This window comes from Natronospirillum sp., assembly GCF_022565775.1.
GTDB lineage: Bacteria > Pseudomonadota > Gammaproteobacteria > Pseudomonadales > Natronospirillaceae > Natronospirillum.
This window is the reverse complement of record NZ_JAIUMC010000075.1, coordinates 1-15,669: the sequence shown is the minus strand read 5'-3', so window position 1 is coordinate 15,669 and position 15,669 is coordinate 1. Positions and strand designations below refer to the sequence as shown.

Sequence of the window (15,669 nt, the reverse complement as noted above, 5' to 3'; positions counted from 1 at the left end):
GAGAAGCCATGAAGGCCACCAGAAAGAAAGCCAGAGACCCTTCGGCGCTCTTGTAGCCCTCTTCCGCCCGGTACCGGGAAAGGCCGTAGCGCAGACCTACCAGCGCCGCCACTGCATCCGCCAGGGTCAGTACCAGAATCGGGATCAGATAAAATATCACCTCGTCGCCGCTGAACAGGAACAGCAGCACGACTGACAAGGGAAAATACAGCTCACCCGCCGAGCGGCGCCCCACCCCATGCAGCACGGACGCCAGTCCTGTGCCCTCCGCCGGTAGAAAACGCAGACCAACCAACGCCAGCAATGCCACCACGGCCAGTGTCAGTACCGGCCAGGGGGTGGCAAACCACAAGGGCAGACAGAGGCAGATCAGACCGGTTCCGATGTGCATGCCCTTGCGCAGCAGTTCCGGATGCAGATCAAGGCGCCGGCGCATCAGCCACAGGCCCAGGCCCAATGCCGTCAGCGCCAGCAAGGGCACCGGCAGCCAGACAAAATCCTGCGCTGACAAGGATGGCTGGATCATTTGCGGGTCTCCACCACAAATCGTCCGTAAAAGAAGGCCTTGCCCTGACGATGCAACTGCTCCGCCAGCTTGGGTTCAGGCTGCAGCAGATCGGCCAGCACCTCGGGTCGGGTGCGGGGTGCAAACAGATTCCAGTACACCAGCCGCCCGCCCGGGTTCATGCGCCCGGCCAGTTGTTCCAGTAACCGGCTGTAGGCTGGCACATCCATGTATTCGAAGATATCGCTCAGGTTGTACCCATCAACACCGGAGACCTCTTCGGCTACCGCCTCGACCGGTGCCAGCCGCCACTCGATGCGATCCAGCCGGTTGCGAATGGTATCGAAATGCTCTGGACGCAACGCCAGCGGCAGCGCTTCACCATGCGTGCCATTGAGTATCCAGTGCAGATAGGGGTTGGCGGACGGGTCCAGCTCAGCCAGCGCATGCCGGGTGCGCTCCAGTATAACCGGGGCGACAGGCCCTTCGACATGCTGGAAGAACGCCGGATCACGGCCCAGACGCCCCATCACCCAGCGCGAGAAAAAGAGTCGGAACAGCAGGCGCCAACGCCAGGTGTTCCATTTTTGCTCGTAAAACTGCCGCCGGGCCTCCGGGTCACGCGGTTGCAGCAGCGCCTGCACTGTCTTGCGACTGTGCACCAGAGGCAGAACACGCTGCCTGAACAGGCGGAAATAACGCTCGAAACGACCGGCAGCGCCGATTCCCATGGCGATCAAGTCCGGCTGGGCGTCCCACCATTCCTCGCACTCAGCCGACAGGCTTTCCCGGCATCGCGCATAAAGGGCTGCCCGGTCATCGGCGGGCCTGGACCCCATTAGCCGCAGCAGTCCAGCGTGATCCAGATGGCGGTAGGCCGCCACCCGCAATTCCAGGCAATGCAGCTGCGTCGGATTGAGATCCACGGCCAGCACCCGTGCCGGGTCAAGCGTGAGCAAGGCCAGGCTGTTGTCACCCGCTGACGCCACAGAAAGAAAGGTCCGCCCGGAGGGCCCCTGCAGGGCTGCTATCAACTGGTCGGCATCTTCCCAGCATTGGGCATAGCGGATCTGGTCGAAACGGGCCCGATCCTGTATCTGGCTTTTGCTGGTCATGCCTGCTCCTCTGCGGTGGCTGCCGGTTCTTCCTGGGTGTTGTCCGTGGCGCTTTCATCTTCCGCCAGGCGCCGGATGGCTCCGGTGGCCCCATTCAGTTCCACCCACTCTCCGGTGACCAGTAAACGGGTCGCACCGGGCACCGCCACCACCGAGGGCACACCCAGTTCCCGCGTCACGATGGCCGCATGCGACAGCAGGCTGCCATGCTCCACGATAACCCCGGTCGCGGCGGAGAGCAGCAGTATCCAGCCCGGATCCGTGCGTTCGGCCACCAGTATTTCTCCCGGCTCCAGCGTGGCCTCACGCGGATCCGTCACCACCCGGACCGGGCCGCTTACCACGCCAGCACAGCAGCCCGTGCCGGACAGGTCGGCCGTCATGTCTTCATCGCCATCCGGAATCGCTCGTTCATAGGTGTGGCCCACATGCACCGCGCCGCGGGTCATAAAGCGGTCCGCCGGCGCCGGGCCTTCGCGGTAAGCCGCAAACTCGGCCTTTCGCAACGCGGCCAGTCCTTTCAGGTCAGTGCTGGTGGCATGACCTTCGATAAAGCCCAGCACTTCATTCAGTTCCAGATAGAAGACATCTTCCGGGGCATCGAGACGATCCAGCGCATAGAGTCGCTTGCCGAGTTCCAACAGTATCTGTCGCACCCGACCAAACAGTCGGGTACGTTCAAAACGCAGGTTTTCCCGCTCTCTCACCCGGGCCCGCGCCTGCCCCAGCACGCGCTGGAACAGCCAGCGCCGCAAGGGCTTGCCGCGCAAATGCTTTGCCACTGCCTGCTCGGCCTGTTTGCGCAATGCACCCGGGTCCGAGGTATCAGTGCGTTCAGGCGCCGCTGCCCGGGTACCGATGGCCCGAAACAGCGGCAGCGGGTCCTCGTTCAGAGTACGGCTCTCGAGTTTGAGTTCTTCCACACAGCGGTCACCAAAGCGCTGCAGATAGGCCGTTACTTCGGCGCTGAATTCGGGATGGCTTTCGAGCATTGCACGGATAGCGGGCACCGAATTCTGCCGCAGGGCCTTGATCAGAGCCGGCAACGAACGCGCCTGATCGGCCAGGGCGGTTACCCGGGTTGCGGGCTCGGTGCTGATGATGGCCGTATCGCCCGCCAGCAATTCATTATGCAGTTGTTGTTCGGCCGCATTCGGCAGCCAGCGTTCGCACAATTTTTCCAGCAGGCCATGGAAAATCATGGCAAAGAAATCGTTGACCAGCGGCGCATCCCAGCGCGACAGCAACTGGCGCTCAAGGTCTCGATAGTGCGCCACCAGTTGATCCGGCCGCTGGCGTTGCAGGGATACCGTGTCAGCGGCCAGCGCCTTGTCCAGGCGGACATGAAAGCGCCGGATATCGCGCGGTAGCCGGAACAGCCGGAACCCCATGGCAGCCAGGCTGGACAGCAGGCGCAGCAGATCACTCCAGCGACGCCAGCGGCCGAAAGCCGGCAACTGGAGCTGAGCCATCAGTTCATCCGGCAGTGCCTCATCCACCCCCATCATCTTTTCCATCAGGGGGCCGTTGAACTTGAACCCCGGCAGCATGGCCAGGCAGCGATACCAGTTGAGCAGGTTGTAATAGATGCGACCGCGCACCAGGCCCAGCAGGTTGTCAAAGGCCTCGTGACCGTCACGAATGACCGCATCCGGCACCCGCAGCAGGCGGCAGAATTCCCGATACACACCCGAGTAGACATAGCGCGCAAAGGAGAACGTCATGGGCGTGGTGACGCCACTGTAGCTCTCGGCGATATTACTGTTGTCCCAAAGTACCGGAGCGCCATCGGGATCGGGCAGATTGGTCAGGGTGGTTACCGGGCGCGACTGCAGCAGCCAGAGCTGCCCTTCAGCCCAGGCCCATTCGATATCCTGCGGCCTGCCGGTCAGATGTTCAGACTTGATGGCAAACTCGGCCGCAGCCCGGGCGACTGACAGCGGCATCTTTAGATCAGGGGTCGCCTGCACCGGGGACCCTTGCAGATCGGTGCCGGAAAACACCACCGTCTCGCCACTGCGCTCGCCGGATACCAGCGCCTCGCCCAGACCATCCAGACCGGATACCACCACCCGATCACGACGCCCGCTGACCGGGTCGGCACTGAAGGCGACACCGGCCCACTCGGCCGGCACCATGCGCTGAACCAGTACCGTGGGCAGTTCGGTTTCGCCGTCCAGACCCCGCAACTGACGATAGCTCTGCGCCCGCTGTTCACGCGTCGAGGCCCAGACCGATTCCACAGCCGCTGCGACATTATCCGGTGCCACATTGAGGTGGCTTTCCAGTTGCCCGGCAAAGGAATGGGCGCTGCCATCCTCGTCCAGCGCAGACGACCGCACGGCATAAGGACCCTTGCCGCCATCCAGTCGTTTCAGCGCGGCTTTCAGGTCAGGCACCACCGGTTTGCCGGTGTTGCCTCCGGCAGCGGGAATCAGCGCGAACCAGCCCGGTATCGGGAAGTCGTGCATCAGCACCTGCAGTGCCCGCCCCTTGCCGCCGAGACGATCAGCCGGTGCCTTGCCGGCATGACAGATACGGGCCGACGCCTTGCGTCGGGAGGCTCCACTCTTTTTTACAGCCATGGTGTCACTCCGATCGCACCATAGGACAGCAGAATCAATACTGCCGACAGGCCTTCAAAGCCCCTGGCGGCCCGACTGTCGGGTTGCCGGGCATGCCATACCAACAGGAACACCGACAGCCCAAGACCGGCGAGGATTACCAGAACGGCCAGCGACAGTGGCGCGATCAATCGCAACGCCCAACCCAGCCAGAACAGCGTAAACAGAACCGCCGCGAACCAGGCCATGGCTGCGCGTCTCGGGCCCCACAGCGCCGAATAGGTGTCTACGCCAGCCTCTTCATCCTGCGGGCGTCGAATCTTGCGACCCAGTTCGAGACACAGGCCAACCCCCAGTGCCAGCGGCAGCAGAGGCCAGACCTGCGCCACAGAGACAGCACCGAAGTGTGCCAGCGCATAAAACATCAACAGCGGCATTATCAGCATATGACTGAACAGATAGAGCACCGGGCGCGCTTCCAGCCAATCACCGACAAAAAACTCACGGGTCATGAGCCCCAGCCAGATCCAGGCGATGATCAGAGGGCCCCAGAGCTGGAGTCCCACGACAACCGCCAGCACCACCTGCAGCACCAGAGCAACCACAGCCGCCATGCCCAGAGCGCGCAGACTGACCAGCCCGCGCGGCACGGCCCGGTAGGGTCGATGCGCGCAGTCGGTCTCGTAATCCTTGAACTCGTCGGCGACCCGGAGCAGGAAGAAAAAAGCCAGCAGTCCGGCCCAACAAGCAAGATAACGGTATAAATCTGGCTGAAATTCAGCGGACGAAACCGCATAGCCAAACGCCCCAAACGCCATCACGGCAATCAGCGGCCCATGGACCAGCAGCGGGAAACGCTCTTGCTGATAGCGCCAGCCACGCTGCAGCAGAGTCAGGCCCGACTCATCGGGCAAAGCGGTCATGTCTGACCTCCCTGCCCTGTTGTGGTATCCGTGTCTTCCTGGCCCCGCTCGCGCCCCAGTTTGCGATGCGCACGGGCAAAATGCCCTGCCGACAGGGCCGCAATGATCGAGAGTTCTCCGGCCAGAATCAGACCCCCGGCCACTTCGGCCAGCGCTCGGACCTTGCCGGTGCCCGCCAGACCCATCATGTTCAGACAGGCCTGCTGGCTGGGCAGGCCGGTACCGCCGCCCACCGTGCCCAGCATCAGGTTGGGCAGTGTCAGCGTGGCATAGAGTCCGCCATCCGGCGTCAGTTCCAGACGTGTGGTGCCGACAGCCGACTCCGCCACACAGGCGGCATCCTGACCAGTGGCGATATAGAGGGCTGCCAGGCCATTGGCATAGTGACCATGCACACCCATGGTGCCACTCAGCACGCCGCCCATGGCCGAGAAACGCCAGTAGTCGGTCATGCGCTCTGGTGAGGTCTGCAGACGCTGCTCGACGATCTCGCGGGACAATTTGACCTCGGTGGTGACCTTGCGCCCGCGTACCGAAGTAAAGGACTGGGCACTGGCCTTCTTGTCCCCGGACAGATTGGCTTCCACGAAATGGTAGTCAGGGGTAACCGGGCTGTTTTCCAGAATGAACTGGCAGATCGCCTCGGTGGCCAGGGTCACCATATTCTGGCCGGACGCATCACCGGTATGAAACTGCAGAATCAGATAGACATGGTTGCCTTCTATGGTGACCTTCATGCCCTTGAATTTGCCATGCCGGGTGGTCTGCCCGGTCACGGTTTTCATGGCCTCCATCTGACCCAGCACCCAGGCGACAAATTCGCCCGAATCCCTGACCGATGGAAAGGCAAACCCCGGCGCCCGCGAGACGGCCTCGTCAATCATCACCGAGGTACAGCCACCGGCGTCATTGATGGCCAGGGCACCCCGATGATAGGACGCCACCAGCGCAGCCTCGGTGGTCGCCAGCGGCAGCGGATAATCACCGCCCGCAAACAGCCCCCGGACGCGCAGTGGCCCGGCCACGCCCACCGGCATCTTTACTGTGCCAAGTCCATATTCGATATTGCCAGCGTAAGCCTCCAGATGGACTTCCGTATGCGGGTCCAGCAGGTGTTCGCGCAGTTCCGCCCCATTGGCCAGGGCCTTGAGGCGGCGCTCTATCATGGCGGGTGAGAGTCGCGGCGACCGGGGCAGTCGAGGTACTACAGGCGTCGACAGATCCGGATGCAGTCGTGCCCTGAGGGTATCTGCATCCCTGTCTTGCAGCAGCGCAGCCAGAAATGCATCTGCGTGATGATGGTCAGTAGACATGCCTTTGATCCTTGGTGGCGATGATCGGGTTGACGCACGACTTCCCTGCGACAACTCAGGCATCTTTGTCCTCCCACTGCCCTCTGTCAAGATGTCACATTGCTGCCTGTGGCAAGGTACGTAAAAAACTGATTTTAAATGCCGGCCGCCAAACGAATCGGCGGGTATCTGATCGCCATGGCCGGGGTAACCGCCGGCTTGCGAGCCATGGCAATCGAATTTATTGCTCTACCGGGCTCGTTTGCGCTTTGTCGCCGCCAGCCCGGTGCTGGCGGGCGCTTCTTTTTCGGGGTTGACCGACCTGCTCGATCAATGTCAACTCCGCCAGCAATGGCAGGTGGTCTGATGCGACCCTGGCCAAGGTGGACTCGGCCGTTTCCACAGCCCCTACAGACCAATCATCACTGACAAAAATATGATCAATACGCAGCCCTGGAAACCGACTACTGAAGGTGCCGCGCGGGCGATGGTTTTCTGCCAGCACCTGAGCATCATGCAGTTGACCGGTAAACAGCCGATAGGCCACGGTTGATGGCCGGGCATTGAAGTCTCCCAGTACGATGACCGGGCCCTTGCAATCCATATGGCCCAGCCAACCCGGGCCCAACAACGCCCTCGCCTGTTGAGACCGTTCGGCACCATTCAGCCCAAGATGGGTAGTGATTACCTGAATGTCCTGATTACCCACAGAAACGGTAACCCACAGCGCTCCTCGCGGCTCGCGTTCTGGATGGCGCGCCATCCCTGGCAACACATCGGCTTTGATCAACCGCAGCGGCCAGTGGGTCAATATGGCGTCACCATAGCGCTCACCTTCCATATGCACCACCGGGTGAAACTCCACATCCATGGCCACCAGTCGGGCAATGTCGCGGGCCTGGTCCATGCCGGCACTGCGCTCACGCCCCACGTCCAGCTCCTGCAGGGCCACGATATCGGGCCGCGCGCGCGCGATAATGCGAGCGATCCGAGCCACGTCGAGCTTGCCATCCATACCGATGCAACTGTGCACATTATAGGTCATGACCCGGAGCGTCCGGGCCCTGGTTCGTTCTGTGCGAACGGGGTGAAAAATGGAACGATCTGACGCCGGTTCCTGATGACGGCCCAGAAGTCTCAATGCGGCCTGTCGAAGATCAAGCGGCCGCAAATACTGCCGGGTAGATTGGGCCGGATTATTGGCAATCGGAGCATCTTTCGGCAACAAGGCAAAGGCATGGGTCTCCTCCGGCGAAGGACCTGCATGGGCACCGTTTTCGTCGGCAAAGGTCAGAGATTTTATTCCGGCTCGCCAGCCCAGCAGGACCAATTCTCCCGCATCGGGGTGGTTGCATAGTGCGGCCATATCCTCGCCCAGCGAATCAAGGAACGGATGATCCTCACCGAACAGAGCCGCCGCATCCTCCGGCAGCCGGTAAGCACCCTCGACTGTCCAGGCAGCCACAGCGCCATCTCTCAGTGGAATGAGTACAACCGGGACACCGTATTGATGAACCAGTCGCTGCGCCATCTCTCGCCGTTGCCTGCCATGCAGCGGACCAGGGGCGTACGCATGCCCCACTGGCCCCATGCCTGTGGTCAGCCATTGCCCGGCTGCTGGGGCCCGATCTATCGCCGGTTTGACCGCGAACAACCTGCTGAGGCGTTGGAACCCAAGCAATCGGACCCGCAAGGTTTCAATACCGGCCACAACAGGTGCAGCAGTCGGCGGATCCTGGCCGGACAGCGTTGCCCAGGCGTCATTCACTGCTGACTGCAGGGAATACCCTTGCTGCCGATGGAAAGGCGTCACGCTGGCCTGACCGTGATCAGAATAGACCCATAGATCATAATGCCGCCACTGTGCCCGATGCGATGCATGCCACAACCGCGCTATGGCGTCATCAATGCCTTTCAACGCCCAGTGCGCGAAACGTGCTTCAGGTCCGCGTCGATGCGATTGTTCGTCATAACCAAGAAAGTTGATATGAATAATGGGCAGACCGCGGCTGATATCCAGCTTGCCACCGATCACACACAATTCCCGCAGCAGAATGGAAATTCCTACCCGGGTGGGAATAAACTTGAATTCTTTCCAGGCACTCTGTCCGGAAAAGATTCCTCGCACCAGATCCAACAATGACAGCCCCAACTCAAGAACAAACAGTGCACTGATACGAACCAGGCTCCAGGCATTGGTCAACACAAATGCCAACACCACGACTGGATTGGCCCCGCGCAGGGCAGCCCCCCAGCCCATGGAGGTAGGACAGAAATGCGGTTCGGCGGCGCCGCCATTGTAATTGTCAGAATATGCGCTCCCTCCGGCCAGCAATGGATCCCCTGAGTCATGACGGGCACCCTGCTCAATTTGCGCGGCGGCATCCGATTCATACATTCTCCTGATCTGCCCGGTTTTATGGTCCCGAAACGAAAAGGCTGGCACGGCGCCGCGAATGCCGTAGAACAATTCCGCCTGTACAGCAGGTGTTGACGACGGCAAGCCGGAGTAATGATCGTGCAGCTGGTAGTGCTCCCGGTTGACAAGGCGCTGCAAAAAGGGCAATTCACCGGCATCCAGTGCACGCAGCAATTGGCGATATCCCAGCCCGTCAATTTGTATCATGATCAACCCGGGGCGACTGGGCGCACCCTTCGAAACCGACAGACGCAACAGGCGAGAAAGCCACAGGCTGCGACTGAACCCGCGACGAAGCCGTCGAGCCATCACCTCGATCTGATGAATCATTACTGTGCTCCTGGTAGACGAGTCGTGTTCTCAGGGTTCCTTGTCGTCTTGAATACTGGCCGACCCCATGGCCGCATCGCCAGCCTCTGCCAGGCTCTTCAACACCGACCACTCGCCCCGTATCCAGGCCATAATGTCTTCACCCTCCGGTCGCTGATTGCCATCCGCAGGGTGGCGAGCCTCCCTCAAGGCGGCATAATGATCCAATGCCATATCCGCACAGTGAGCAAGGGAAAACCGGGCAGCTGTGGCTCTGGCCTGCTGCTGCAGAGCAATTCGACCCCGCCCCGACAATCCGGCAACCCAGTGCAGCGCGGCACTGAACACTTTGGTGTCCGCTGCCTGCAGAAGACGCCCATTTTTTTCATCTGCAACGACCTCACGAACCCCCGCACCATCAAGTGCGACCACCGGCAATCCCGCGGCCATGGCCTCAGTCACCACCATGCCCTGAGTTTCCGTGCGCGAGGCGAAGGCAAACACGTCCATGGCATGCAGGGCGTCGGCCAATGGTTTCTGTTGCAATACCCCGACGATGTGCAGTCGATCAGCCACCTGATGCTGCGCAAACACCGCTCGTATCAGAGTTTCAGACGGCCCGCTACCGATGATCAATGCCTGCGCAGAGGGCAACCTGACCAGCAGCTCAGCGATGGATTCGGCAAGGAATTGCAGGTTTTTTTCCGGCGCCAGCCGACCCAGATGCCCCACCACGAAGGCATCCCCGGGAATACCCCAGCGCTGACGAAAGGCCTGACCGTCGCCAGTGGCGAACAACTCGATATCGACTCCCGTTGGCACCACAGCAATCGGTGATGTCACGCCACGCTGTCGAATCAATGCCGCGATGCTTTCGCTGGGCGCGAAGACCTGGGCACAGTTATTGGCATACCGAGTTGCCAGCGCCATGGCAAACCGCTTCAGGGCAGGTGAATCCCCGGGCACATAGTGAGTGTATTGTTCATAGCGGGTGTGGTGGGTGAACACCAGGGGCAGGTCACGATAGCGTGCCGTGCGTAATGCGGTCATGCCGAGCAGGAATGGATGGTGGGCATGCACGATATCCGGCTTGAACGTGTCGAGTGCCGCACTCAGTCCGGGATAAACAGGCAGCGCCACAGAAAAGTCTGACGCATTGAACTGTTGCCAGGCATTAACCCGAAAGACATCATGCTCACGCATCGGCATGTCCGGGAACCGAGGGGCAACCACCATCACCCGATGACCGCGCTGACGGTAAGACCGGGAAAAAGTATCTATCGAGCGCGCCACACCACCGACGTGGGGCAAATAGGTATTGGTGACCAATAGAATATTCACGCCCGCCGCCCCCCGGCAGGAAACACAACATGATGGGTATCCATATCGGCAACCAGCGGCGCATGGCCGGGCATGTGAATGACCAGTTCAGGAGCGGCACCATGCCAGTTGGCCTGCCAATCGACGCGATGTCCGGTCCCCTCATTGTGTGCCCGGATGTGCAGTGAAATCACGCCAAAAACAGTCGGCGCAGGTCCAAATCGAATGCTGCCGGCCTGCTCCAGCCACGCAGGTGGGATACCGGAGCACAGCACCAGTGAGTGCCCCTCTTCGCGCACGAACATCTGGCGTATCAATAATACCCACTCTGCCGACGCCCAGACATGATGACCGTCCCCCATGCAGCCGCCGCCCGTGGCAGGATGTATCGCCTCCGGCCAGTGTCCGGTCGGAGTTGCCAGACCCGCTACCGTTTGCAGCAGCTCGAAATATCGAGCATCACCGGCACGCAGCAACACTTGCGCCACCTGCAAGGTCAGATAAGCATTGAGCCCGGAGTGAATCATGTCCTGATAAAACGCACCATGGACAAAGCAGTCGCTCAACAGGAAGTTCACCGTGTCCAGCAGGCGCTCATCGTCCGGTCGGCACAAGCGGGTCGGGTAGCCCATGGCCAGTGATCCAATGGCACCGGCATCCAGGCGGCGATAAGGGGATGCGGGCATGGCGAGCCGGCCCAGACGCTCGGCGAAGTGGGTCAGACTGCGGTCAATGGCCTGCTGAAACGCCACGGCCTGGTCGGAAAACCGCTGACTGGCGACGGGATCGCTTGTTTCCAGAATATCTGCTGCGGCTTGCAGGCCGGCCACACCCCAACAATCGTCCCAGTAATAGTAATCATTGGGACCCAGATGCTCGGCACTGAATCCGGCTGGAAGCAGACCCGCATGAGGTGACTTGGTATCACCCTCCAACACCTTGTGCACAATCCAGTCAGCGCCCTTTGTGACCGCAGTCAGCCAGCGCCTGGGGATGGGCAGGTCAGTGATCTGATAATATTGCCGGACCACCCAAAGTACCTGGCCATTGGAATCCCATTCGCCGTCTTGCGAACGAAAATACCCCGACCCCAACTGTCGCGGCAAAAACTGCATGAGGGCTCGTTCAGCCCGCGCGGTAAGCCCAACTGCGAGCATGGCGTGCACCAGAAAGGTGGCATCACGGAACCAGAATCGTTTGTAGGTATAGGGTCCGGGGTAGACGTCCCCAGGCGAATGCAAAACCAGTGAGGTTACTGCCGCCTCATACAGGGATTGCAGGCGCCCGTCCGGGCACTGCAATCGCGCCGATCCACTCAGAGTATCCAGCCAGGCATCCGGGACAAGATTGGGCGATGACGGTTCCGCCAAAGGCACCGTCACCGACAAATTGCAGGTTTCCCCTGCCGTCATGGGGAACAGAGCCGCTGCGGTAATCATGCCCACCTCGCAGGTACCACCTGACTGGTCGTCTCGGTCCGTCAGGTGGATATGCACATCTCCGTGACTGTAGTCAGAGACATGGTGTCGGGACGGCGCATGACTGAAAGTTACAGTTTGTTTGTCGTCAACACACCATGATCTCCGGTCTGCGGCCAACCTTACCTGGTGGATAAAGCTGACCCCTTCCGGGTTTTGCGGGCGGAGGGCCAGCACCAACCAGCCTGCCGCATCGCCACTGGCTTGAATTGACAGGCGGCACTGAGGCTCCCCGTCGGCCAACTCCACCGACGCACGAGTGCGTAGCATCAATCCGGTTTTTTCCGTTACCGTGGTTACCGTCAGATTGTCGGTCAACGTCTGGTATTGCTGACATTCTGTGGCCCTTGAAGGCAGCAAGCTGCGGCCATCCTCAGCCAGCACCCAGGCATCCAGCGACCAGCCGTCCAATAACGGGGTCAGTAAACCGCGGGGATCAACAATAGGCAGTTCTGTAGCATCCGGGTAGCCGACGGCGGTCCAATTTCTGTGCGTCAGGTTGATGTGGGTCACTGAAAACGCCCGCGGCACAAAGGACACGTCCAGGGGATCAAACTGACGTTCCACCCAATAGGGCCAGACCCAGTCCAGATTGTGCTGAATGACCCGGCTGTTGATCAGGCCGCGGGCATGGAACACAACACCTGCACGCAGCAATTCGATCGGCTGACCCACTTCTGAAGGCTGCGCAAACCGCTCAAGTCGCGCAAGCACTGCGACTGGGTCAAGAAATCCGTGTTTTCTCGCGGCGTAACGAATGGCCAATCGCCAGGGCAACCATTTCATCCAGGTCATGATGCGTCCTCATGAAGAGCCGTTGAAGACTCCTCATCAGGTGCCTTTGAAGACTCCTCATCAAGAGCCGTTGAAGACTCTTCATACCGCGCCATGGCGCGTTGGGACATGCGACTGAGCAAAATGATCGAGATCACCGTCGCCACGAAACCGGTGGCGTAGATCGCCCATTCCAATGTGGTCCGTGGCGCATCGCGCTGCCCGAGCTGGGTCAAATCGGCCACGATGGCGCCCAGATAGACATTGTGCAGGGAGAAGGGAATAAACCCCACCAGCGAGCCGAGTATGTAACCACGCAGGCGGAACGGCGTGAGACCAAAAAAGTAGTTGGACAATTTGCTCGGGAAAAACGGAATCAGCCGGGATAGCAGAACAATTTTCCAGCCCTGGGGCGTCAATTCCTCGCTAAACAGTCGCAGGCGCGTGCGACTGACCACGAACTGACTGGCTCTACGCCCGAAAAGATAACGCGCAAACAGAAACGCCAGCGTGGCACCCAACGTGGTGCCCAGAACCACATAGATCGTGCCCTCGACCACACCAAACACAAAGCCGGCGCCGGTGGTTACCAGAGCACCAGGAAGGATAAAAACCACAATCACGGCCAGCAGGCCAATGACCATCATACCTGCCCATACCCCCTGTGCATCAGTCCACTGCAGGAGTACCAACACGTATTCATGTACGTCGAAAAAAACCAGCACGGCCAGTATTACGGCAACCGTAAAGATGCTGGTGGCCATGGCAAGCAGCGGTGACGCCACGCCGCCAGCCGACGACCGGGGAAAACTCCTTTTCATAGCGCACCCCAGTGAGGTAAGGCACACCGGCGACAATGCCGGTTATCCCACTTCCCTGTCCTGTTGATAGTTTAGTCACTACACGCCCATGGGTAGCTATTTTACGCGGGTCTTTTCGCTCCACCGACGAACCCAGCTATCCGTCAGAGGCTGCTTTGCTTCTGATGACGTTCAATGGACATTCCAGAAGGCCTTGTTGGCGGTGTTGGGGTCGCCAGATGACGTCCCTGCAGCAGCTTGCTCTTTTTTCTCCCGGTATCCTATGTCAAGACGACCTTGTTCAGCCTGTGGCAAGGTACGCAAAAACTGACGTACAATACCGGCCACTTCGAACACAGACATAGGGAAACCACCTGCATGCGAGCCAGCCGGTATCTGATCGCCACGGTAAAAGAAACCCCCGCCGACGCCGTTATTGTGAGCCACCGCTTGATGCTGCGGGCCGGCATGATCCGCAAACTGGCTTCCGGCCTCTACACCTGGCTGCCAACCGGCCTGCGCGTGCTGCGCAAGGTGGAGCGCATCGTGCGGGAAGAAATGGATCGCGCAGGTGCACAGGAAGTGTTCATGCCGTGCGTCCAGCCGGCCGAGCTGTGGCAGGAAAGCGGCCGCTATGACGACATGGGCCCTTTGATGCTGCACCTGAAAGATCGCCATGAGCGCGACTTCGTTTTCGGCCCGACCCATGAAGAAGTGATTACCGATATCGCACGCAACGAACTGTCGAGCTACAAGCAGTTGCCAGTCAACTTCTATCAGATTCAAAGCAAGTTCCGTGACGAATTCCGGCCCCGTTTCGGCGTGATGCGCGCTCGCGAATTCATCATGAAGGACGCCTACTCTTTCCATCTGACAGACGACTCGCTGCAGGAAGAATACGACAACATGTACCAGACCTACTGCCGTATCTTTGATCGGCTGGGACTGGATTATCGCCCTGTACTGGCCGACTCGGGCGCCATGGGTGGCGCCGCTTCACACGAATTTCAGGTACTGGCCGACTCCGGCGAAGACTATATCGCCTTCTCCGACAGCAGTGATTATGCCGCCAATATCGAGATGGCCGAAGCGGTCATGCCCGCCGGTGAGCGAGCCGCTCCGAACGAGGAACTGCGCCTGGTCGAGACGCCGGACGCCAAGACCATTGCCCACCTGGTCGAGCAGTTCAATATGCCGATCGAGAAAACCATCAAGACACTGGTTGTGGAAGCGGAGGAGGACCAGGTCGAAGGTGGCCTGATCGCTCTGCTGGTGCGCGGCGACCACGAACTGAACGAGATCAAGGCAGAAAAGCTGCCACAGGTAAAAGCACCGCTGACCATGGCCTCCGAAGAACGGATTCGTGCTGCCATTGGCGCCGGCCCAGGCTCACTGGGGCCGGTCAAGCTCCCCATCCCCGTTATCATTGATCGTGCTGTCAGCCTGATGAGCGACTTTGGCGCCGGTGCCAATGAAGACGACAAGCACTGGTTCGGCATCAACTGGGGCCGCGATGTAGAGCTGCCCGAAGTGGCCGACCTGCGCTCGGTACAGGTGGGTGATCCCAGCCCGGACGGTCAGGGAACTTTGCAGATCAAGAAAGGCATCGAAGTGGGCCATGTCTTTCAACTGGGCCGCAAGTATGCCGAAGCCCTGGGTGCCCGCGTACTCGACGAAAACGGCCGCGAGCAGGCCATGACCATGGGCTGCTATGGCATCGGCGTGTCTCGTATCGTTGCCGCGGCCATCGAGCAGAACCATGACGACAATGGCATCATCTGGCCGGAATCCATGGCGCCGTTCCAGGTCGGCATTGTGCCGCTGAATGCCCACAAGTCGCCCGAAGTGATGGAAACCGCAGAAAGGCTTTACAGCGAACTGACTGAACTGGGTTACGAAGTGCTGCTTGATGACCGGGACAAGAAGACCAGCCCCGGGGTCAAGTTTGCCGACATGGAGTTGCTCGGAATACCGCACCGGTTGGTGGTCAGTGACCGCGGTTTGCAAACCGGGCAGGTCGAATACAAGTACCGGCGGGCAGAAGATCGTGAAGAGTGGCCGCTGGCCGAGGCGGTTGAGAGGTTGCAGGCGCGGTAACTGTAGGCGCTGGCTTGCCTGCGCTGACGTGCAAGGATGCACTAATGTCGCGGGCGCATGGATGCGCAGGAGC

At 60.3% G+C, this 15,669-nt stretch carries 10 protein-coding genes and 1 pseudogene; 1 reads left to right on the top strand and 10 read right to left on the bottom strand.

Going from position 1 to position 15,669, the window contains the following annotated elements; all coding sequences use genetic code 11:
• From LAT62_RS12540 to LAT62_RS12495, 10 genes and pseudogenes are all read right to left on the bottom strand, one after another.
• Nucleotides 1–526: pseudogene (locus LAT62_RS12540) on the bottom strand (hypothetical protein); the annotation flags it as partial.
• Entirely contained in the window at nt 523–1,620 is a 1,098-nt protein-coding gene (locus LAT62_RS12535) for a DUF3419 family protein (RefSeq protein WP_293384337.1), read from the bottom strand. The gene LAT62_RS12535 and the pseudogene LAT62_RS12540, both read right to left, overlap by 4 nt.
• Nucleotides 1,617–4,205 (bottom strand): PEP/pyruvate-binding domain-containing protein, encoded by a 2,589-nt coding sequence (locus LAT62_RS12530; protein ID WP_293384334.1) that lies wholly within the window; start codon nt 4,203–4,205, stop codon nt 1,617–1,619. The genes LAT62_RS12535 and LAT62_RS12530 overlap by 4 nt, the downstream gene beginning before the upstream one ends.
• Nucleotides 4,196–5,107 (bottom strand): UbiA family prenyltransferase, encoded by a 912-nt coding sequence (locus tag LAT62_RS12525; protein WP_293384331.1) that lies wholly within the window; start codon nt 5,105–5,107, stop codon nt 4,196–4,198. The genes LAT62_RS12530 and LAT62_RS12525 overlap by 10 nt, the downstream gene beginning before the upstream one ends.
• Nucleotides 5,104–6,420 carry a hydroxymethylglutaryl-CoA reductase gene (locus tag LAT62_RS12520; RefSeq protein ID WP_293384328.1) on the bottom strand — a complete coding sequence of 439 codons (1,317 nt, stop codon included), beginning with the start codon at nt 6,418–6,420 and terminating at the stop codon, nt 5,104–5,106. Before LAT62_RS12520 ends, LAT62_RS12525 begins: the two co-directional genes overlap by 4 nt.
• A 220-nt stretch (nt 6,421–6,640) precedes the next feature.
• Nucleotides 6,641–9,148 (bottom strand): endonuclease/exonuclease/phosphatase family protein, encoded by a 2,508-nt coding sequence (locus LAT62_RS12515; protein ID WP_293384325.1) that lies wholly within the window; start codon nt 9,146–9,148, stop codon nt 6,641–6,643.
• 30 nt (nt 9,149–9,178) lie between these two features.
• Nucleotides 9,179–10,468: a glycosyltransferase gene (locus LAT62_RS12510; protein WP_293384322.1), complete on the bottom strand. Its 1,290-nt coding sequence runs from the start codon at nt 10,466–10,468 to the stop codon at nt 9,179–9,181.
• A complete protein-coding gene (locus tag LAT62_RS12505) occupies nt 10,465–12,720 on the bottom strand; it encodes a hypothetical protein (RefSeq protein WP_293384319.1) in 2,256 nt (751 codons plus the stop codon). The genes LAT62_RS12510 and LAT62_RS12505 overlap by 4 nt, the downstream gene beginning before the upstream one ends.
• Complete coding sequence (locus tag LAT62_RS12500; protein ID WP_293384316.1) at nt 12,717–13,520, bottom strand: TVP38/TMEM64 family protein; 804 nt, start codon at nt 13,518–13,520, stop codon at nt 12,717–12,719. Before LAT62_RS12500 ends, LAT62_RS12505 begins: the two co-directional genes overlap by 4 nt.
• A 171-nt stretch (nt 13,521–13,691) precedes the next feature.
• Nucleotides 13,692–13,862, bottom strand: a complete 171-nt coding sequence (locus LAT62_RS12495; protein WP_293384312.1) for a hypothetical protein — start codon at nt 13,860–13,862, stop codon at nt 13,692–13,694.
• 15 nt (nt 13,863–13,877) lie between these two features.
• Here LAT62_RS12495 and LAT62_RS12490 point away from each other — a divergent pair, with 15 nt between their 5' ends.
• Nucleotides 13,878–15,596, top strand: coding sequence for a proline--tRNA ligase (locus LAT62_RS12490; RefSeq protein WP_293384309.1), 1,719 nt, complete (start codon nt 13,878–13,880; stop codon nt 15,594–15,596).
• Nucleotides 15,597–15,669 lie beyond the last annotated feature (73 nt).

What these genes read in the sequence shown, in the direction of transcription:
- LAT62_RS12535 (WP_293384337.1), bottom strand. Translation starts at nt 1,620, where the DNA reads ATGACCAGCAAAAGCCAGATACAGGATCGGGCCCGTTTCGACCAGATC.
- LAT62_RS12530 (WP_293384334.1), bottom strand. Translation starts at nt 4,205, where the DNA reads ATGGCTGTAAAAAAGAGTGGAGCCTCCCGACGCAAGGCGTCGGCCCGT.
- LAT62_RS12525 (WP_293384331.1), bottom strand. Translation starts at nt 5,107, where the DNA reads ATGACCGCTTTGCCCGATGAGTCGGGCCTGACTCTGCTGCAGCGTGGC.
- LAT62_RS12520 (WP_293384328.1), bottom strand. Translation starts at nt 6,420, where the DNA reads ATGTCTACTGACCATCATCACGCAGATGCATTTCTGGCTGCGCTGCTG.
- LAT62_RS12515 (WP_293384325.1), bottom strand. Translation starts at nt 9,148, where the DNA reads ATGATTCATCAGATCGAGGTGATGGCTCGACGGCTTCGTCGCGGGTTC.
- LAT62_RS12505 (WP_293384319.1), bottom strand. Translation starts at nt 12,720, where the DNA reads ATGACCTGGATGAAATGGTTGCCCTGGCGATTGGCCATTCGTTACGCC.
- LAT62_RS12500 (WP_293384316.1), bottom strand. Translation starts at nt 13,520, where the DNA reads ATGAAAAGGAGTTTTCCCCGGTCGTCGGCTGGCGGCGTGGCGTCACCG.
- LAT62_RS12495 (WP_293384312.1), bottom strand. Translation starts at nt 13,862, where the DNA reads ATGTCTGTGTTCGAAGTGGCCGGTATTGTACGTCAGTTTTTGCGTACC.
- LAT62_RS12490 (WP_293384309.1), top strand. Translation starts at nt 13,878, where the DNA reads ATGCGAGCCAGCCGGTATCTGATCGCCACGGTAAAAGAAACCCCCGCC.